The organism is Planosporangium flavigriseum, assembly GCF_011947225.1.
Lineage (GTDB): Bacteria > Actinomycetota > Actinomycetes > Mycobacteriales > Micromonosporaceae > Planosporangium > Planosporangium flavigriseum.
In genome coordinates this window covers 1-18,370 of the sequence record NZ_JAATVW010000023.1, presented here as the reverse complement: position 1 = coordinate 18,370, position 18,370 = coordinate 1, and the positions used below count along the sequence as shown (strand labels likewise).

Annotated in this window: 16 protein-coding genes; 4 read left to right on the top strand and 12 right to left on the bottom strand. The window is 68.0% G+C overall.

Annotation, left to right across the window (positions count from 1 at the left end; all coding sequences use genetic code 11):
- Window positions 1-5 precede the first annotated feature (5 nt).
- The 3 genes from HC028_RS23655 to HC028_RS23645 all read left to right on the top strand — a co-directional run bounded on the left by HC028_RS23655 (window position 6) and on the right by HC028_RS23645 (window position 3,122).
- On the top strand, window positions 6-1,619 hold the full coding sequence (locus tag HC028_RS23655; RefSeq protein ID WP_168079606.1) for an AMP-binding protein: 1,614 nt from the start codon (window positions 6-8) through the stop codon (window positions 1,617-1,619).
- Between the two features lie 34 nt (window positions 1,620-1,653).
- The gene (locus HC028_RS23650; protein ID WP_168079605.1) at window positions 1,654-2,085 is read left to right on the top strand and encodes a MaoC family dehydratase; all 432 of its coding nucleotides are present in this window, start codon (window positions 1,654-1,656) and stop codon (window positions 2,083-2,085) included.
- A gap of 92 nt (window positions 2,086-2,177) precedes the next feature.
- Window positions 2,178-3,122 carry a cyclase family protein gene (locus HC028_RS23645; RefSeq protein ID WP_168079604.1) on the top strand — a complete coding sequence of 315 codons (945 nt, stop codon included), beginning with the start codon at window positions 2,178-2,180 and terminating at the stop codon, window positions 3,120-3,122.
- Window positions 3,123-3,258: 136 nt separating this feature from the next.
- Here the strand turns inward: HC028_RS23645 and HC028_RS23640 are convergent, their stop codons facing one another.
- From HC028_RS23640 to HC028_RS23585, 12 genes are all read right to left on the bottom strand, one after another.
- The gene (locus HC028_RS23640; protein WP_168079603.1) at window positions 3,259-4,263 is read right to left on the bottom strand and encodes a sugar ABC transporter substrate-binding protein; all 1,005 of its coding nucleotides are present in this window, start codon (window positions 4,261-4,263) and stop codon (window positions 3,259-3,261) included.
- 48 nt (window positions 4,264-4,311) lie between these two features.
- Window positions 4,312-5,328: an ABC transporter permease gene (locus HC028_RS23635; RefSeq protein ID WP_203981488.1), complete on the bottom strand. Its 1,017-nt coding sequence runs from the start codon at window positions 5,326-5,328 to the stop codon at window positions 4,312-4,314.
- Window positions 5,322-6,956 carry a sugar ABC transporter ATP-binding protein gene (locus tag HC028_RS23630; protein ID WP_203981489.1) on the bottom strand — a complete coding sequence of 545 codons (1,635 nt, stop codon included), beginning with the start codon at window positions 6,954-6,956 and terminating at the stop codon, window positions 5,322-5,324. The genes HC028_RS23635 and HC028_RS23630 overlap by 7 nt, the downstream gene beginning before the upstream one ends.
- A gap of 272 nt (window positions 6,957-7,228) precedes the next feature.
- Complete coding sequence (locus HC028_RS23625) at window positions 7,229-8,317, bottom strand: mandelate racemase/muconate lactonizing enzyme family protein (RefSeq protein WP_168079602.1); 1,089 nt, start codon at window positions 8,315-8,317, stop codon at window positions 7,229-7,231.
- A 57-nt stretch (window positions 8,318-8,374) separates the two neighbouring features.
- Window positions 8,375-9,433 carry an Ldh family oxidoreductase gene (locus HC028_RS23620; RefSeq protein ID WP_168079601.1) on the bottom strand — a complete coding sequence of 353 codons (1,059 nt, stop codon included), beginning with the start codon at window positions 9,431-9,433 and terminating at the stop codon, window positions 8,375-8,377.
- Window positions 9,430-9,882: a hypothetical protein gene (locus tag HC028_RS23615; protein WP_168079600.1), complete on the bottom strand. Its 453-nt coding sequence runs from the start codon at window positions 9,880-9,882 to the stop codon at window positions 9,430-9,432. The genes HC028_RS23620 and HC028_RS23615 overlap by 4 nt, the downstream gene beginning before the upstream one ends.
- Window positions 9,879-11,504, bottom strand: coding sequence for a GMC family oxidoreductase (locus HC028_RS23610; RefSeq protein WP_168079599.1), 1,626 nt, complete (start codon window positions 11,502-11,504; stop codon window positions 9,879-9,881). The genes HC028_RS23615 and HC028_RS23610 overlap by 4 nt, the downstream gene beginning before the upstream one ends.
- A 346-nt stretch (window positions 11,505-11,850) precedes the next feature.
- Window positions 11,851-12,282, bottom strand: a complete 432-nt coding sequence (locus HC028_RS23605; protein ID WP_168079598.1) for a GlcG/HbpS family heme-binding protein — start codon at window positions 12,280-12,282, stop codon at window positions 11,851-11,853.
- An 87-nt stretch (window positions 12,283-12,369) separates the two neighbouring features.
- On the bottom strand, window positions 12,370-12,819 hold the full coding sequence (locus HC028_RS23600; RefSeq protein ID WP_168079597.1) for a hypothetical protein: 450 nt from the start codon (window positions 12,817-12,819) through the stop codon (window positions 12,370-12,372).
- Complete coding sequence (locus tag HC028_RS23595) at window positions 12,816-14,444, bottom strand: GMC family oxidoreductase (RefSeq protein ID WP_205861656.1); 1,629 nt, start codon at window positions 14,442-14,444, stop codon at window positions 12,816-12,818. The genes HC028_RS23600 and HC028_RS23595 overlap by 4 nt, the downstream gene beginning before the upstream one ends.
- Window positions 14,445-14,522: 78 nt before the next feature.
- Window positions 14,523-15,467: an electron transfer flavoprotein subunit alpha/FixB family protein gene (locus HC028_RS23590; RefSeq protein WP_168079596.1), complete on the bottom strand. Its 945-nt coding sequence runs from the start codon at window positions 15,465-15,467 to the stop codon at window positions 14,523-14,525.
- A complete protein-coding gene (locus HC028_RS23585) occupies window positions 15,467-16,231 on the bottom strand; it encodes an electron transfer flavoprotein subunit beta/FixA family protein (RefSeq protein ID WP_168079595.1) in 765 nt (254 codons plus the stop codon). The genes HC028_RS23590 and HC028_RS23585 overlap by 1 nt, the downstream gene beginning before the upstream one ends.
- Before the next feature lie 897 nt (window positions 16,232-17,128).
- Between HC028_RS23585 and HC028_RS23580 the strand changes: the two genes are divergently transcribed.
- On the top strand, window positions 17,129-18,370 hold a 1,242-nt coding region (locus HC028_RS23580; RefSeq protein WP_420850194.1), incomplete at its 3' end, for an SH3 domain-containing protein.

Below are 18,370 nucleotides of genomic sequence, written 5' to 3'. Positions count from 1 at the left end.
GACAAGTGTCATTACTGGCCGACGGGGTGCTTCCAGACGTGCTGCGCGCGCGGGTCGCGGAGTCGCCCGACAGCACGTTCTTCCAGACGGTCGGGGGATCGCCTGTCACCTACCGCGAGACGTACGAGCGCGCCTGCTCGGTCGGCAACGGGCTGGTCACGCTCGGGGTCGACAAGGGCGAGTGCGTGGTCATCATGGCGGACAACGCGGCGGACCCGCTGTACACCTGGCTGGGGATCCTGCTGGCCGGGGCCGTCGACGTCGCCATCAACACCGCGTACCGGGGGCACTCGCTCGAGCACGCCCTGCAGAACTCCCGGGCGCGGACGATGTTCGTCGACGAGAAGTTCCTCCCGCGGATCGCCGAGATCAGGGAATCCCTGACCTACCTGCAGACGCTCGTGGTGTACGGCTCCGCCGCGGACCGGCCGGAACTGCCCGGCATCCGACTGCTCGCGTACTCCGACCTGCTGGGCTCGACCGACACCGCGCCGGACCGCACGGTCGGCCCGCACGACCTGGCGTCGGTGGTCTACACGTCGGGGACGACGGGCCCGGCCAAGGGCGTCATGATGCCGCACGGGCAGATCACGCTCTTCGCCCGGCTCGGGGTCGAGGGCGCGCAGATGACCGAGGACGACGCGCACTACTGCTTCATCCCGCTGTTCCACGTCGCCGGCAAGTACATGGCCATCTACGGCTCGATGATGACCGGCGGCAAAGTCATCATCGACACCCAGTTCTCAGCCGAGCACTGGCTCCCCCGCGTACGGGAGTACGGCGCGACCCTGTCCCACGTGCACGGTCCGCTGGTCGAGATGATCTACAGCAAGCCGGAGCTGCCGGACGACGCGGACAACCCGTGCACCCGGATCATCGCCTCCCCGTTCCCCGCCAAGATCGCCGAGGACTTCGAGCGCCGGTTCGCGCTGCGGGGCATGGAGACCTGGGGCATGACCGAGGTGACGGTGCCCGTGTGGCAGCCGTACTCCGAGCCGCTGCGGGTCGGCTGCTGTGGCCGCCTACGCGACGAGCACTTCGAACTGCGCATCGTCGACCCGGACACCGACGAGGAGATGCCGACCGGGCAGACCGGCGAGATCGTCATCCGCCCGCGCCGGCCCTGGACGATCATGCAGGGATACCTCCACAACCCCGAGGCCACGCTGAACGCCTGGCGCAACCTCTGGTTCCACAGCGGTGACCTCGGCTACCTGGACGCCGACGGCTACCTCTACTTCGTGGACCGGGCGAAGGAGCGGATCCGGCGCCGCGCCGAGAACATCTCGTCGTACGAGATCGAGGCCGCCGCCGTCACCCACCCGGGCGTCACCGAGTGCGTGGCGGTCGGGGTGCCGTCAGAGTTCGAGGGCGACGACGACGTCATGATCGTGGTCATCCGGGCCGCGGGTTCCGACACGGCGCCCGAGGAGCTCGTCGCCTACCTCGCCCAGCGCCTGCCGCACTTCATGGTCCCGCGCTACATCACGTTCGTCGACGAGCTGCCCCGCACTCCCCTCGGCAAGCCGCAGAAGGCCCTGATCAAGAAGGCCGGCGTCACCGAGGCGACCTGGGACCGCAAGGCCACGGGCGTGTCCCTGCGTGAGCTGGTCGGTTAGTTATCAAGCACAGCCAGAGAGAGGCAGCTCGTTCATGATTTACAAGACCTTCGAGGAGATCAAGGTCGGCGACCGCTCGGTCTGGACCCGGACGGTCACTGAATCCGATGTCGTGATCTACGCGGGGCTCATCGGCGACCGGGGCCCCCTGCACCTGGACGACGAGTTCGCCTCGAAGACGCGGTTCGGCGCCCGCCTCACGTACGGGATGCTCAACGCCGGCTACATCGGTGCCACCCTCGCCCAGCTCCTCGGCACCGGCAGCGCGTACGTCGCGCAGAACCTCCGGTTCACCGCTCCGGTCCGGATCGGTGACAACGTCCTCGTCGAGACCGAGGTGACCGCGAAAGACGAGGAGAAGCGGCGGGTCTTCGTGCGGACGACCGTCAGCCGGGGCGACGGCGTCCTCGCCATCGAAGGCGAGGCGGAGCTGTTCATCTTCCGGGTCGAGAACCCGGCGGTCTAGACGTACCCGACGACGGCGGGCCGGGGCGGCTTGCGGACCCCGCGCCCCGGCCCGCCGTCGTGGTCGGTGGAAGGCACCTCACGAAGAGCGGGATGAGCACATTGTCAGCAGAGACATCTGAGTCCTTCGACCGCCGCGAGTTCGACCGGCTGTTCGAGGAGGTCAAGAACTGGGGGCGGTGGGGGTCCGAGGACGCGCGGGGCGCTCTCAACCACCTGACACCCGCGCGGGTCGCCGCGGCCGCGGCCGGAGTCCGGGAGGGCCGAACGGTCAGCCTGGCGCACGACCTCGACACGGTCGCCGGCCCCGACAACCACAAGCCGGCCCTGCACTACATGTCCCAGTGCAGCGACATCGACGACATCGAGCCGCGCGTCAACATGGACTTCCTCGGCATGGATTTCCACGGCAAGTCCATCACGCACCTCGACGCCCTGTGCCACTGCAACTACCAGGGCAAGCTCTTCAACGGCGTCAGCTCGGCCGAGGCGGTGACCAGTGGGGGCAGTGCCTTCGGGTCGGTCATGAGCGCGTCGTCCGGGATCATCGGCCGCGGCGTGCTGCTCGACGTCCCGCGCAGCCGCGGCGTGGAGTGGCTCGATCCGGGCACCGCGGTGCACCCCGAGGAGCTGCAACGGGTGGCCGCTGAAGAAGGCGTCCAGCTGAGCCAGGGCGACATCGTGCTGGTCCGGACCGGCGCGCGGCGACGCCGTGCGGCACTCGGGCCGTGGGATCCGAGCAACTTCAGCGCGGGCCTGTTCCCCACCGTCATGCGCTGGCTGCACCAGCACGAGATCGCCGTCCTCGGTGGAGACGCCGACAGCGACGCGCGCCCGAGCCCGGTCGACGGCGTCACCTCACCCATCCACGCGCTCGCGCTCACCGCGATGGGCCTGCACCTGGTCGACAACGTCAACCTCGAACCGCTCGCGGCGACCTGCGCCGAGCTCAACCGGTGGGAGTTCCTCTGCGTCCTCGCGCCGCTGCGCGTACCGGGCGGCACCGGCTCACCGCTCAACCCGATCGCCATCTTCTGACTCGGGTCGCTCGGGGCGTCGACGCGGGTTGCGACGTCGGGGCGAGACAGAGCGTCGCGAGGGTGGGATGGAGCGTCGGTGTTTCGTGCGCTCCATCCCACCCTCGCGACGACCGGGCCGCTACTCGCAGCCGGACCTACTTGTACAGGGACTTCACCGAATCGAGCGCCGCCGCCGCGTCGGCCTTGGTCACCTGACGGAACGACAGCACGGTGTCCGACACGGCCTCGCCCTTCGCCGCGGCGACGCAGGTCGTGACCGCGGTGTTGGCTTCGGCGACCGGGTCCTGGAACATGGTGGCGTCGATCTTGCCCTCCCCGATGAGCTTCAGCGCCTCGGGAACGCCGTCCACGCCGGCCAGGTGCAACGGCGTACCGGGGCCGGTCGGCAGCTTCAGCGTCTGCGTCGCCGAGTACGCCCCCAGAAGCATGTCGTCGTTGTTGGCCACGATGATGTCCGTGTCCGGGTGCTGGCGCATCAGGTTGTTGGTGATCGACTCCGCTTTGGCGCGGTCGAAGTCGGCGGACTGCTCGATGATGCCGACCTTGTCCTTGTCGAGCCCGGCCTTCTGCAGGGTCGCCTTGAGCCCCTGGTTGCGGGCGGTGTCTGCAACGTGCCCGATGATTCCTCGGATGTAGATGACCTTGATCTTCGGCTTGTTGAGCGCCTTGTACTGGTCGACGATGAACTGCCCCAGCAGGTCGCCGGACTGCAACTGGTTGTAACCGACGAATGCCTTGGCCGGCCCCGCCGCTTTCTGGTCGAAGGAAACGACCGGCACGTTCGCGCCCTGGGCGGCCTCAGCGGGTGCCGAGGACGCGTTCCCGACGGGGATGAGAAGCATGCAGTCTGGATTCTGGGACAGGAGGTTCTGCACGTTCGCCAGCTCGGTGCCGGTGTCGTTGTTCGAGTCGCCCTCGATGATGCTGACGCCGCCGAGCTCCTTGGCTTTCGCGTGCACGAGCAGCTTCAGAGCCGAGTGGTACGGAAAGCTCAGCGCGCCGTACTCCACGGCGAGCTTCACCCGCTTTCCACCGCCGGCAGCCGTGCCTCCCGAGGAGCTTCCACAGGCCGCCAACGCGACCGCAAGGCTCATGACGCCGACGGACTTCGCCGCGGCGCGCAACCGGTTACTGCGCATACAAACGCCTTCCTTACGGGACTTGTGCGTGAACGACTTACGTTGAGCTCAGGCGGACCGGCGGCGAAAGAAACCGTCCAGGCTGACGGCGGCGACCACGAGCGCACCGATGATGATGTTCTGGATGGGTGACGACACGTTCAGCAGGACGAGGCCGTTGAAGAGGACGCCCAGAATCAACGTGCCGATGACGGTGTTGCTGATTTTGCCGCGACCGCCGAAAAGGCTGGCCCCACCGATGACCACGGCGGCGATCGCCTGGAGTTCGAGGCCCTGCCCGGCTATCGCCTGCGCCGCGCCGATGCGCGACGTGTTGATGATGGCGGCCACCGCGACGCAGAGGCCGCTGATGGCGTAGACCGCGAACTTCACCCTCGCGACGTTGATGCCCGCCGCTCGGCTGGCCTGTTCGTTCCCACCGACCGCGTAGACCTCCCGGCCGAACCGGGTGCGATTGAGCACCAACGAGGCGACGAGGATGATTGCGATGAAGATGTAGATGCCGTTCGGGATCCCCGCGGTACGGCCCGATCCGATCTCTCGGTACCAGTCCTGCAGGTTGTGGATGGGGTTCACCCGGTACTGGACAGCCATTCCCCGGAAGGCCGTCAACGTCCCCAGCGTGACGATCAGCGGCGTCGCCAGCCTCGAAGCCACGATCGCGCCGTTTATCATGCCGCCCACCAGTCCCACGATGAGCGGGACCGCCAGGGCCAGGAGGACCGTGCCGGTGGTGGATGTCTGCGTCGCAGCGAACACTCCGGACGACAGACTGGTCAGCGCCAACAGTGAGCCGACGGAGAGGTCGATGCCCGCGGTCAGGATCACGAACGTCATGCCGACCGACACGATGCCCACGACCGCGACCTGGTTCAAAATGTTGAGCAGGTTCTCCACCGTGCGAAAGTCGGGCGACGCGATCGCGAAGATGACGATCAACGCCACCAGCGCGAGGTGCATCCCGTAGTCACGGGCGATGGTCGTGGCGGTACGAAGCTGGCGGCCACGAGGCGTGACGTCAGCCTCAGGCACCGCTCGGACCGCCTCTTCTTCAGTCGTCACCATGAGCGCTCCCCATTCCTCGTACTGGCGTCGCTGGCCGCAGCCATGAGGGACTCCTCGGTTGCGTCCTCCCTGCTGAACTCGGCGACCAACCGTCCCTTGCGCATGACGAGCACCCGGTCACTCATTCCGAGGATCTCCGGCATCTCGGAGCTGATGAGCAGCACGGCCATGCCGGCCGCGGTCAGCTCGTCGACAAGGCGGTAGATTTCCGACTTCGCACCGACGTCGATCCCTCGTGTCGGTTCGTCAAGGATCAGCACCTTCGGCGTCCGCATGAGCCATTTGGCGATGACCGCCTTCTGCTGATTGCCGCCGCTGAGCGTGCCGATCGCACGGTCGAGCGTGTGTCGGGCCAGATTGACCCGGGAGGCCACGCGGGAGATCTCGGCGGATTCCACGGACCGCCTGAGCAACTGGCCCCGACTGAAGGCCACCAGCGACGCCAGTGACACGTTACGCGAGGTGGCCATGGAGCCGACGATGCCGCTTTGCCGACGGTCCTCGGTGACGAGTGCCATCCCGTGTGCGATCGCCGTCCTGGGAGACTTCACCCGGACAGGCGCGCCGTTGAGCAGAATCTCACCGTCACGTGCTGGGGACAGCCCGAAGATGGCCTCGGCCACCTCGGTCCGCCCCGCACCGACGAGGCCGGCCATGCCGACGACCTCACCTTCGCGGAGAACGAAGCTGACGTCCTCGAACCGGCCCGGTGCCCTAAGAGCCTTCACTTCCAGGACCACGTTGCCGGGCGTGTGGGGGGTGCGCCGGTAGAACTGACTGAGATCGCGCCCGACCATGGCGCGGATCAGACGCTCCTCGGTCCATTCCACACTCGGGCCTTCGGTGACCTTGCGTCCGTCGCGCAGGACGGCCACCCGGTCAGCGATGGCAAGAACCTCATCCAGCTTGTGCGAGATGTACAGAACCGCCACGCCGCATTCGCGCAGCGCGCTAATCGCCGAGAACAGCTTTTCCGCCTCCACTGTGGTCAGTGAAGAGGTCGGCTCGTCCAGGATGAGCAGGCGGGGCTGGCGCGCAAGGCCCTTCGCGATCTCGACGATCTGCGACTGAGCGGGGCTGAGGCGACGAACCGGGCGCCGTAGCGGTAGATCTACGCCGAGGATGTCGAGTACGCGCTGCGCCTCGGCGTCCATTTTCCGCCGGTCGTACAGCCCAGGCAGCCGACCGTGTGGCAACTGACCGAGCATGATGTTCTCGGCGACCGAAAACTCCGGTACCAGGCTCAGCTCTTGTTGAACGAGGGCGATGCTCTCCTTCGCCGAGCCGGCCGTGATCGGGGAGCCGTCGAGCAAGACTTCGCCGTCGTAGCCGCTCACCAGTCCGGCGAGGATCGACACCAAGGTCGACTTGCCAGCGCCGTTCTCCCCCACCAGCGCCAGCACCTCACCCCGTGCGACGTCGAGGCTGACACCGGCCAACGCAAGGACACCAGGGAACTGCATTCGAACGTCCCGCAGCGTGATCAGCGGGGCCGTCTGGTCAATCAGCACACTGGAGGGTTGGTGCCCTTCCGGACCACCGGGATACAACACGCCGGAGGGCGCTCTGCCGTCGGGCGGTGCCGGAGGTAGATCGGTCATCCCCTCGCCTTTCTGGCCGCTGCCCACGGCGACTCTCGTGCGGCCAATTCGGCCAGATGAGTCGTTATAGAAGAGGCTCTACCTTGTTTAATGCAAAATACGCACAAGATCTGCGCTATCCGCAGGCAAAGGCTACTGTGATCATGGCAACACGTCAATCACCCGATCGCGGACCGCGGCTCTCATCTGGATCCGCGCCTCATCGGACGGTCAGCCGGTGATACCGACCCCGGTCGACCGCCCACATAAGACAGCGAGGGGCGGACACCGTAGCGTCCGCCCCTCGCTGTCTTACGGCACTACCTCCGGTACTGCTCCAGCTGCGACCAGTCCAGCTCGATGCCGTGGCCGGGCCGCTCCGGCGCGACCGTGAAGCCCTCCTCGAAGACCATCGGTTCGGCGACGAACCGGTCGAGGGAGAACCCGTGCACCTCCATGTAGGTGCGGTTGGGGGCGGCGGCCAGCAGGTGGAGCGTGATGTCGTGCGCGCCGTGCGACGTGACGGGCAGGTTGTGCGCCTCCGCCACGGCCGCGATCTTCCGGAAGACGGTGACGCCACCGCAGTTGGTGACGTCCGGCTCCGGATACGTCACCCCACCGGCACTGATCATGGCCTGGAACTCGTACAGGGTGTGCATGTTCTCCCCCGTCGCCACCGGGGTGCGCCCCTCGCGTACGACCCGGACATGGCCCGGGATGTCGTCGGGGATGGTCGGCTCCTCGAGCCAGACCAGGTTGAACTCCGCCAGCTCGCGGGCGGCCCGGATCGCCTGGTCCACGCTCCACCGCATGTTCGCGTCGACCATCAGCGGGAAGTCGTCACCGAGGTGCTCACGCATCCGGCGGACGCGCTCGATGTCCTCGCGAAGGTGCGGCCGGCCGGCCTTCATCTTGATGGCGCGGTGACCGTGGGCCAGGAAACCGTCGGCCTGGGCGAGCAGCGCGTCGATCGTGAAGTCCAGGTCGATGCCGCCCGCGTACACCGGCACCTTGGGGTCGTAGCCGCCGAGCAGCCGCCAGAGCGGCGCGCCGGCCCGGCGCGCCTTGAGGTCCCACAGCGCGATGTCGACGGCAGAGATCGCAGAGGTCGCGTGGCCACCGCGGCCGGAGTAGTGGACCTTCCACCACATGTCCTGCCACAGCTTCTCGATCTCGTCGGCGTCACGTCCGATGAGCATCGGCGCCAGGTACCCCTCGATCAGCGCGTGGAACGCCGCGGCGCCGGAGTTGACGGCGTACGTGTAGCCGGAGCCCTCGCCGCCGTCCGAGTCCTTGATGCGTACGGTGACGAACTCGAAGTGTGGAATCGCCCCGTGCGTGCTGTCGCTCAACTCGACGTCGAGGGGCAGCTGGTAGAAGTCCGAGCGGACTGATTCGATCTTAGCCATTCGCGCTTTCCTCATTATTAGTACGGCCGGGCCGGGACACGGACGAGCGGACGGGCTTCAGTTCGCGACCGCCTCGAGCGGCCCGGGAAGGGGCACTTCGGTGTCGGCAGCCAACGCACGCAACTGATCGAGCAGGCCATCGGTGAGCGCCACGCACCCGTCCACCTTGCGTTCGTGGATCAGCTCCGGTTCGCCGGGGGCGAGCGGCGGCACCCCCTCCCCGTCGACTCCACTGTGGTGGATGGCGTTGACGAGTTGCCCGATGCGCTCGTGGTACTCGCTCAGCGAGCCGGTGGCGTCGGCGCGGATGGCCAGGAAGAGATGGCCCTGCCGTTGCGACAGTGACGGGTCCCCGTTGAGGGCGGTCACCGCCGGACTGACGTTCGCACCGGCCAGCGCGACGAGCGCGTCGACGGCGAACGCCAGCCCGAAGCCCTTGGGGCCGCCGGCGGGTGTCAGCGCACCCTTGAGGCCCTCCGCCGGCGAGGTCGTCGGTCGGCCCTGCGTGTCCACCGCCCAGCCGAGCGGGATGTCCTCGCCGTTCTGCGCCGCGACCAGCAACTTGCCCTGAGGAACGGTCGTGGTGGCCATGTCCACCTGGGGTCGCTGCTCGTACGGGAGCGGCACCGCGACAGCGAACGGGTTCGTGCCGAGAACGGGGCGGCCGCCGAACGGCGCGCACATCACCGACTCGGTGTTGCACGCGACCAGACCGAGCAGCCCGGCGTCGGCGATCCGGTTCGTGAAGAAGGCTGAGGCGCCGAAGTGGTTGCCGTTGCGCGCGATGACGCATCCGATGCCGTACTCCCGCGCACGCTCGATGGCCAGGTCCGCGCCGTAGACCCCGGAACTCGCGCCGGGTGCGTCGTCGGCGTCGACGATGACCAGCGCACCCAGATCGGCCTCGGTACGGATGCGTGCCGCCTTGTTGATGCCGCCCGCGCGGATTCGTTCGACGTACGTCGACAGCCGGATCAGCCCGTGCGTACCCACGCCCCGGGCCTCGGCGAACGCGAGACTCGCGGCGACCGCCTCCGCATCGGATTCCGTCAGTCCGACCCTGATCAGGACCTGGATCGTCCAGTCCCGCATGACGTCGAGGGGTACGACGCTCATCCGCGAGCCTCGGGCGTGGGCCGGTAGCTGGGGCCGCGCTCGATGACCACGTCGAGGATGCCGTCTTCGAGATAGGCATCGGCCTCGTCCGGGAACGCCGGACTCGGCTCCGGCGCACCACCCGGATAACCCAGCAACTTCCGCACCCGCGGATGAATCAGGTACGCCCCCGCCACAACGAACGCGAACGCATCGAACCGCTCCGGCTCCTGCGCCCGCAACCGGGCCAGCACCTCAGCCGGCTCACCCTCCTCGGCCAGCACCCCGACCACCGTCTCCACCAGATCAGGCCGCGCCCCCAACGCCCGATCGATCCACGCCCCCGCAACGTCAACCTCGGTAGCCGCCGGCAACCCGGCACCACCCGAAATCAACAAATCCGCGAACACGGCCAACCGATCCCGCTGCGCCTGGCTCAGCCGAAACTCCAGCTGCAAGGGCGTGCTCATGCCCCCACCTCCTGATTACGAGCGTTCTTCGCGATGTACGTCGCCGCGCGCTTGGCGAACGCGCAGATTGTGGCGGTGGGGTTCGTGGACGAGGAGGTCGGGAACACACTGCCGTCGATGACGTACAGGTTCGGCACGTCGTGCGCCTGGCCGTAACCGTTGACCACCGACGTCGCCGGGTCGTCACCCATCTTGGCCGTACCCATGTTGTGTCCGGACGAGAAGTTCCGGTGCGTGATCCACGCCTTCGTGGCCCCCGCGGCCGCGTGCGACTCCAGCGCGCGGTTGAGCGCGAAGTCGAGGATCTTGTGGGTGTTCTCCGCGGTGGCGTAGTGCACCTTCGGCGCCGGCAGCCCGTCGGAGTCGGTCAGGCCGTGGTCGAGGGAGACGTAGTTGGTCTCCTCGGGCAGGTCCTCGGCGTGGATGATCCAGTCGATCGAGTGGTTGACGGCCTGCTTCATCTTGACGGCGAACTGGTCGCCCCAGAACTCCTCGTCACGGGCGCCCTCACCGATGTTCCACCGGGTCAGCATCTCGACCGGTCCGCCGGTGCCCATCACGTGCCACTTGCTGCCGCGCACGAAACCGCGGGAGAGGTCGGTCTCGTAGAACTGCATGGACTCGATCTGGGTGCCGGCCGGGCCGTACCAGTCGTCGAGGTCGTCGTCGTACAGGCCGATGACCGATCCGAACGGGTGCAGCATGAGGCGCTTGCCGACCAGGCCGGACGAGTTGGCCAGCCCGTTGGGGAACCGGCCCGACATCGACATCAGCAGCAGGCGCGGCGTACCGATCCCGTTGGCCCCGACGATGACGACCTTCGCCGCCTGGTGGTACTCCTTGCCCTCGCGGAAGTACGTGGCGCCGTTGGCAAGGCCCTTCTCGTTGACCGTGACCTGCGAGACGCGGGCGCCGGTGATCAGCTTGGCGCCGTGCTTGAGGGCGTCCGGCAGCAGCGCGACGTCCGCGGAGCCCTTGGCCCCCTCGACGCAGCCCAGGCGGCAGATTCCCAGCCGCGCGCACTGCTTCTGGTTGCGGTACTTCTGCGACGGGATGGCGGAGTACCCGGTCCACCAGTGCCAGCCGAGCTTGTTGAGCCCCTCGGCCATCTTGCGACCGGTCGCGTGGATCGGGTGCGCCGGCAGCGGCGGGTTGTAGCCCGGCGGGTACGCGGGGTTGCCTCCCATGCCGGAGACGCCCATGTCGCGCTCGACCGCCTCGTAGAACGGGGCCAGGTCCTCGTAGCTGATCGGCCAGTCATCCGCGATGCCGTCAAGAGTGCGGACCCGGAAGTCGGAGGGTAGGAACCGACTCCAGACGCCGGCGAAGAAGACGGTACTGCCGCCGACGGCGTTGTACATGAACACCGGCTGCTCGGAGTTCTCCACGTTGACGGGGTAGTCCGCGTCCCAAGCCCGCACGTTCGGGTCCGGGTTCCACTTCCCCGACCCCAGGAGTTCGTACTCCGGCTTGTTTCCGGGCAGCTCGCTGGAGTTGATCCAGTTACCCTGCTCGAGAATCACGACGTTGAATCCCTGCTCGGCAAGGTGCTTGGCAGCGACAGACCCCGACGCTCCAGCACCGATGATCAGCACATCGGCGACGTCGTTCGTGGTTCCCATGCTTTTTCCTTACTGCCGTCGGAACGCCAATCAGACGATGTAGCGGTCCCGAGCCGTCGACGACGGCTCCACCCATCCAGTGCAACACGCTTGTGCAATATATGCATGACCAGCGCGTATGTTGCACTTCATTACAACCTGTGCGCAGCCCCGCGTCAACGCCTTCAGCCCGCCGAGTTATCCACAAATGTCAGGACCCAAGCATCGAACGGCCGACCTCCTGATCACAGTGGACGAGCGCCGCGCGGAGTGCCGCGTACCAGCGGGAAACCCCACCCAGGCCACGGCACGCGGGCGGGGCGCGCCAATCGCCGCGCCCCGCCCCAACGCTTCTCGATCCGGACTCTCAGTCGGTCCCCATCGAGTCGGGCGCCCACTCGCCGTCGCCGAACTTGATCCGGGCGTCCCGCAGGATCTCCATGTCCTCCACCTCGGTCGGCCCACCGGAGATTCCGATCCCGAACACCTCCGAACCGAACCGCACACACGTCCCACCACCGAAGGCGATGAGCCGGCTGGACGAGGTCGTCAGCGAGTACAGCGGCTGCCCCGGCTGGATCCCGGCTTTCAACGCGTAGGTCTCACAACCCAGCGCCACCGAGGTGTACGCCTTCCGCTCCGCCATCTCCAAGGTGATGATCCCGGAGCCCGGCATGCGGTGCAGCAGCACGGGATTGTTGTGCGCGTCGAGCACGGTGACGCAGATCGGGATGCCGCGGGCCGCCGCGACCTCCTCGCACACGTCAGCGAATTTCTTGAGCTTCTGAAATGCGTCCACAGTGCTTCCCCTCTGGCGAGTTGCGACGAAAAGATCGGGGCCAGTCCGGAACCTGGGCCGTTCCGGACTGGCCCCGGGAGTAGGAATTCAGGCGGTCTGCGGGGTGGGCCGGTAGGTGGGGCCGCGCTCGATGACCACGTCGAGGATGCCGTCTTCGAGGTAGGCATCGGCCTCGTCCGGGAACGCCGGACTCGGCTCCGGCGCACCACCCGGATAACCCAGCAACTTCCGCACCCGCGGATGAATCAGGTACGCCCCCGCCACAATGAACGCGAACGCATCGAACCGCTCCGGCTCCTGCGCCCGCAACCGGGCCAGCACCTCAGCCGGCTCACCCTCCTCGGCCAGCACCCCGACCACCGTCTCCACCAGATCAGGCCGCGCCCCCAACGCCCGATCGATCCACGCCCCCGCAACGTCAACCTCGGTAGCCGCCGGCAACCCGGCACCACCCGAAATCAACAAATCCGCGAACACCGCCAACCGATCCCGCTGCGCCTGGCTCAGCCGAAACTCCAGCTGCAAGGGCGTGCTCATGCCCCCACCTCCTGATTACGAGCGTTCTTCGCGATGTACGTCGCCGTCCGCTTGGCCAGCGCGCAGATCGTGGCGGTCGGGTTGACACCGGTCGCCGTCACGAAGAGGCTGCCGTCGATGACGTACAGGTTCGGCACGTCGTGCGCCTGGCCGTAACCGTTGACCACCGACGTCGCCGGGTCGTCACCCATCTTGCAGGTGCCCATGTTGTGCCAGGAGGGATTGTTCCGGCTGGTGACCCAGGCCTTCGTCGCACCGGCGGCCGCGTGGGCCTCCAGGCTCCGCTCAAGGTTGAAGTCGACCAGGCGGCGGGTGTTCTCCCCGGTCACGTAGCGGACCTTCGCCGCCGGCAGCCCGTCGGAGTCGGTCAGCACGGGGTCGAGGGTGACGTAGTTGGTCTCCTCCGGCAGGTCGTCCGGCATGACCATCCACTCGATCATGTGGCCGATCGAGTCCTTCATGCGCGAGGTGAACTGCTCACCCCAGAACTCCTCGTCCGCGGTCCCCTCGCCCTTGGTCCAGCGGTTGATCATCCCGAGCGGACGGGCCGCGGCCGGGATGATGTGCCACTTGCTGCCGCGCACGAACCCGCGCGAGGCGTCCGTCTCGTAGAACTGCATGGACTCGATCGCCTCACCGGCCGGGCCGAGGAAGTCGCCGAGGTCGTCCTCGTAGAGCCCGACCGACGTACCGAACGGGTGCGTCATGAAGCGCTTGCCGACCAGGCCGGACGAGTTCGCCAGTCCGTCCGGGAATCGGTTCGACTTCGACATCAGCAGCAGGCGCGGCGTACCGATCCCGTTGGCCCCGACGATGACGACCTTCGCCGGCTGGAAGTACTGCTGGCCCTCCTGGATGTAGACCGCGCCGTTGGCGAGGCCCTTCTCGTTCAGGGTGATCTCGGCGACCCGGGCGCGGGTGATGAGCTTGGCGCCGTGGGCGAGAGCGTCCGGGAAGAGCGCCACGTCGGCCGAGGACTTGATGCCGTGCGGGCAGCCGTACATGCAGATGCCGAGGCGGTCGCACTGCTTCTGCCGGCGGTGGGCCTGCGACGGAATGGAGTTGTAGCCCGGCCACCAGTGCCAGCCCAGCTTGTTGAGGCCCTCGGCCATCTTGCGGCCGACGCCGTTGATGGGGTGCGCGGGCAGCGGCGGGTTGTAGCCGGCCGGGTAGGCCGGGTTGCCCGCCGCGCCGGAGACGCCGAGGTCGCGCTCCACCGCCTCGTAGTACGGGACCAGCTCCTCGTAGCTGATCGGCCAGTCGTCCGCGACACCGTCCAGCGTGCGGACCCGGAAGTCGGACGGCTTGGCCCGGCACCAGCAGCTCGCGTAGAGAATCGTCGAGCCGCCGACACCGTTGAACATGCCGACCTGCGCGACGGACTCGCTGAGGTCGATCGGGTAGTCGGTGTCGTTGCCGCGGATGTTGGGGTTCGGGTGCCACGCCTTCGAACCGAGCAGCTCGTACTCGGGGCGCAGGCCGGGCAGGTCACTCTGGTTGATCCAGTCGCCCTGCTCGAGCACGACGACCTTGAAACCCTCTTCGGCTAGGTGCTTCGCGGCCACACCGCCAGACGCCCCGGCGCCGATGATCAGGACATCGGCAACGTCATTGTTGGTCTTCAATGGGTACCTCCGAATGATTCCGCACTCGGCGTCGTCCGGTACGACCGCACGCGACGACGCCGAGCGGAGCGGCGACGGCTAGATGAGCGCCTTGAGTTCGTCGGCGACTTCGAGGATGTCGGCGACGGCTCCGACGTCCGCCACGTTGAAGATCGGGGCATCCTTGTCGGTGTTGATCGCGATGATCTTCTTACTGCCGCTCATCCCGGCCAGGTGCTGCAACGCACCGGAGATCCCGAACGCCACGTACAGCTTCGGCTTCACAGAGACGCCGGTCTGGCCCACCTGGTGCGCGGCCGGCAGCCAGCCGGAGTCGACCAGCGGCCGCGACGCACCCAGGCCGGCGCCCAGCTTGTTGGCGATCTCGGCGAACTTCTCGATGTTCTCCTTCGCGCCGACCCCGCGGCCGACCGAGAAGATGACGTCCGCCCGCTTCAGGTCGACGCCGCCGGCCGGCGCGAGGTACTCCACGTGACGCACCCGCGACACCGCCGACCCGCCCAGCGCGACCTCGCGTACCGCCGCCGGGGCGCCGGCGACCTCAGCCTGCTCCCAGACGCCCGGACGCAGGGTCACCAGCACCGCGGCGTCCGAGGCGAAGCCGAGCTCGGCGTAGACCTTGCCGCCGTACACCGGCTTGATCGCCACCAGCTCGCCGGCGTCCCGGCTCAGCCCGACCACGTCCGACGCGAAGCCCAGACCGAGCTCCTCGGCCAGCGCGGCCGCGTACGCCGCGGCCCGGATCGTGTAGCCCAGCACCACCACGTCCGGCGTGACCTGCTCGATCATCGCCCGGACCGCGTGCCGCTGCAGTTCGTGGTCGAAACCGCCGGCAGCGAGCCGGACCGTGACGACCTCGTCCACGCCGGCAATCGCCGTGTCCGCCAACACCGCGTCCACATCGGCCGCGGCGACGCCCAGCGTCACCGGCCCGCCGACGGCGACCGCCGCGGTGACCAGTTCCCGCACCGACTCGTCCAGGCGACCGTCCACAACCTCGGTCACCACCAGCACGCCGCTCATCAACCCACCTCACGCACAAGCTGGACGATGCGGGCAGCGATCTGCGCCGGGCCACCGTCGATCATTTCGATATCCCGACCGCCGCTGGAGGCCGGCACGAACATCCGCCGCACCTTCACCCGGGACGCACCGGCGTCACCCGGGTCCACGACCGGGATCTGCGCCTTCTTGGCCTTCATCATTTCCTTGAACGACCCGTACCGCGGGGTGTTCAGCCCGGTCTGCACAGTGATCACCGCGGGCCCGTCGAGCTCGACGACCTCGGCGAGTCCACCCTCGAACTCACGCCGGACGGTCAACCCGCTCCCGCCGGACACGACGTCGACCTTGGTGGCCACCGAAACAGACGGCACACCCAGCGCCGACGCGAGCGCCGGTCCGGTCGACTGCTGCGCCGCGTCGCTGGACTGCACGCCGCAGAAGACCAGGTCGGCCGCCTCGTCACGGATCGCCGCCGCCAGCGACCGTGCCACCGCGATCGGGTCATGCACCGAAAGACCGTCCGACCACACCCGGACCGCCCGGTCGGCACCCATCGCCACGCATCGGCGCAGCGCCTCGACGGCCCCCTCGTCGCCCGCGGTCACGACCACGACCTCGCCGCCTACCTCGTCGCGGATGCGGAGGGCCTCCTCGACCGCGTAGGTGTCAGCGTCGTTCAGCTCGCGCGAGGTGAACGCGGGATCCACATCCGCGCCACCGGCACCGAACTCGACGTAACTCGGGACCTCCACCACCTGCTTGACACACACCACGATCTTCACAGCGCCTCCCCCATCAGGGGAGAACGGTGGTGGCTGCCCGCCGAGCGGAACCGACTCTGCATTCCCGTCTCCAAGCTGCTATGCATAACGTGCAGTGCTTGCGCATATGTCGCAGAGAGCAGGCTAGTCGCTGCTGTTTCACGGCGTCAATGGTTCAAAAGATCCACTCTCCGCGTTCACACGAAAGTTCTCCGTGAGCGCGAACGCCGGGGTCAGCGGTCAGTCGCAGCCGCGTTTCGATCGGCAGTTGCCGCGCGGGGCACAGCTGGCGCGACGGCCGGGGCGACACCCGCACGGTCCGGCCCAAGTGGACACGCACGGACTGGCGGGGCGAGGCGGCACGGCGCGCGCAGACCGAACGCAGACCGTCCATCGACTTCGGACCGGGTCACCGACACCAGACAGCCAAGACGTTTGACTCCACCGCTCAGCTCGACCAACCTCCGCCGGCGCCACTTGGCGTATCCGCGCTGTGTACAGGCTGAAAATAGCCATCCGAGACGACTACTTCCACAGGGTCATACGACAGCGCGACACCCTCGACCACATACCACTCATCGGTACGAGTGAGGTGGTGGCCGCCCGGAGCCACCCTCCACGCGTTAAGAGGATTGACAGCACAAGCGCCGATCGCCCAGGTGACTCCCGCTACCTGATGGGCGACAGACCCGCCATCAACCGGCGCTGGTCGCGGGTCGTGCCCTGAGCAGCACGCCGCTCCCCCCGGCGCGCCGTTCTTGTGATCAGGCGCCGAAGGCGCGCTAGGGGCAAACCATACTTCTAATACACAATTAAGTCATTTATACATGTAACCTTTCCGCACCCTTTCTCAAACCCGGTCAGCAACCCGCGACATGGACCGTCGACGTTGAAACCGGCACGAAAGGGCTGCTTCACATGAATCCGAACATCCGACGGCTGCTCGTGGGCGCGCTCCTCGCGACCACCACCACAGGCACCGTCCTCGGCGTCGGCGTAGAAGCCGCTTCAGCCGCATCCACAGTGAACGCGCCTGTCCGAACCACCAGCGGTCCGCTCAACGTCCGCAGCGGTCCCTCTACGCAGACCGCGGCCGTGGGCCAGGTCCCCAGCGGCGCGGTGCTCTCCCTCGTTTGCCAGACCTCCGGTCAGTACGTCCGGGGCGCCGTCCGCGCCAGTTCCCAGTGGGACCGGCTGACCGACGGCCGCTGGGTCGCGCACGCGTACATGCAGACCAATGCGTACCTGCCCTCGTGCGCCGCGCTGGACGCTCCGGCCAGCCCGTCGGGCGCCAGCGTCCGCACCGAAAGCGGGCCGCTCAACGTGCGCAGCCAGCCCACCTCCCGGGCCGCGCTGACCTCGACGATCCCCAACGGGGCCGCCGTCAACGTCACCTGCTACGTCAACGGCGAAACCGTCCGCGGCGCCGTCCGCTCCACCGCCCAGTGGGACCGGCTCGCCGGCGGCGGCTACGTCTCCCACGGCTACGTGCAGACCGGCCTGGCGCTGCCCTCATGCGAGGCACTGGACGCGCCGGCCGCTCCGGCCCCGGCCCCGGCCAACCCGGCGGGCGCCAGCGTCCGCACCGACGGCGGCCCGCTCAACGTCCGCAGCCAGCCCAGCTCCCAGGGTGATCCGGCCACGACGATCCCCAACGGCGCGGGCGTCAACGTCACCTGCTACGTCAACGGCGAAACCGTCCGCGGCACCGTCCGCTCCACCGCCCAGTGGGACCGGCTCGCCGGCGGCGGCTACGTCTCCCACGCCTACGTGCAGACCAGCCTGACGCTTCCGGCGTGCGAGGCACTGGACGCGCCGGCCGCCCCGGCTCCGGTCACCAGCCCGACCCCGACTCCGACGCCGACCCCGGTCGTGACCCCGGCGCCGACGCCCGCGCCGACGCAGCCGGCCACCTACGACGCCACCGCGAAGACCGAGGGCGGCCCGCTCAACATCCGCAGCGCCCCTTCGGCCAGCGCCAGCGTCGCCGGCCAGGTCGCCAACGGCGGCGCGCTCACCCTCACCTGCGCCGTCAGCGGCACGTACATCAACGGCGCGGTGCGCTCCACCAGCCAGTGGGACCGGCTGGTCAGCGGCAACTACGTCTCGCACGCCTACGTGGAGACCTCGGCGTCGCTGCCCACCTGCGCCGGTGGCGCA

Coding starts and splice junctions, on each gene's coding strand:
- HC028_RS23650 (WP_168079605.1), top strand. CDS start 1,654: ATGATTTACAAGACCTTCGAGGAGATCAAGGTCGGCGACCGCTCGGTC.
- HC028_RS23645 (WP_168079604.1), top strand. CDS start 2,178: ATGAGCACATTGTCAGCAGAGACATCTGAGTCCTTCGACCGCCGCGAG.
- HC028_RS23640 (WP_168079603.1), bottom strand. CDS start 4,263: ATGCGCAGTAACCGGTTGCGCGCCGCGGCGAAGTCCGTCGGCGTCATG.
- HC028_RS23635 (WP_203981488.1), bottom strand. CDS start 5,328: ATGGTGACGACTGAAGAAGAGGCGGTCCGAGCGGTGCCTGAGGCTGAC.
- HC028_RS23625 (WP_168079602.1), bottom strand. CDS start 8,317: ATGGCTAAGATCGAATCAGTCCGCTCGGACTTCTACCAGCTGCCCCTC.
- HC028_RS23620 (WP_168079601.1), bottom strand. CDS start 9,433: ATGAGCGTCGTACCCCTCGACGTCATGCGGGACTGGACGATCCAGGTC.
- HC028_RS23615 (WP_168079600.1), bottom strand. CDS start 9,882: ATGAGCACGCCCTTGCAGCTGGAGTTTCGGCTGAGCCAGGCGCAGCGG.
- HC028_RS23610 (WP_168079599.1), bottom strand. CDS start 11,504: ATGGGAACCACGAACGACGTCGCCGATGTGCTGATCATCGGTGCTGGA.
- HC028_RS23600 (WP_168079597.1), bottom strand. CDS start 12,819: ATGAGCACGCCCTTGCAGCTGGAGTTTCGGCTGAGCCAGGCGCAGCGG.
- HC028_RS23590 (WP_168079596.1), bottom strand. CDS start 15,467: ATGAGCGGCGTGCTGGTGGTGACCGAGGTTGTGGACGGTCGCCTGGAC.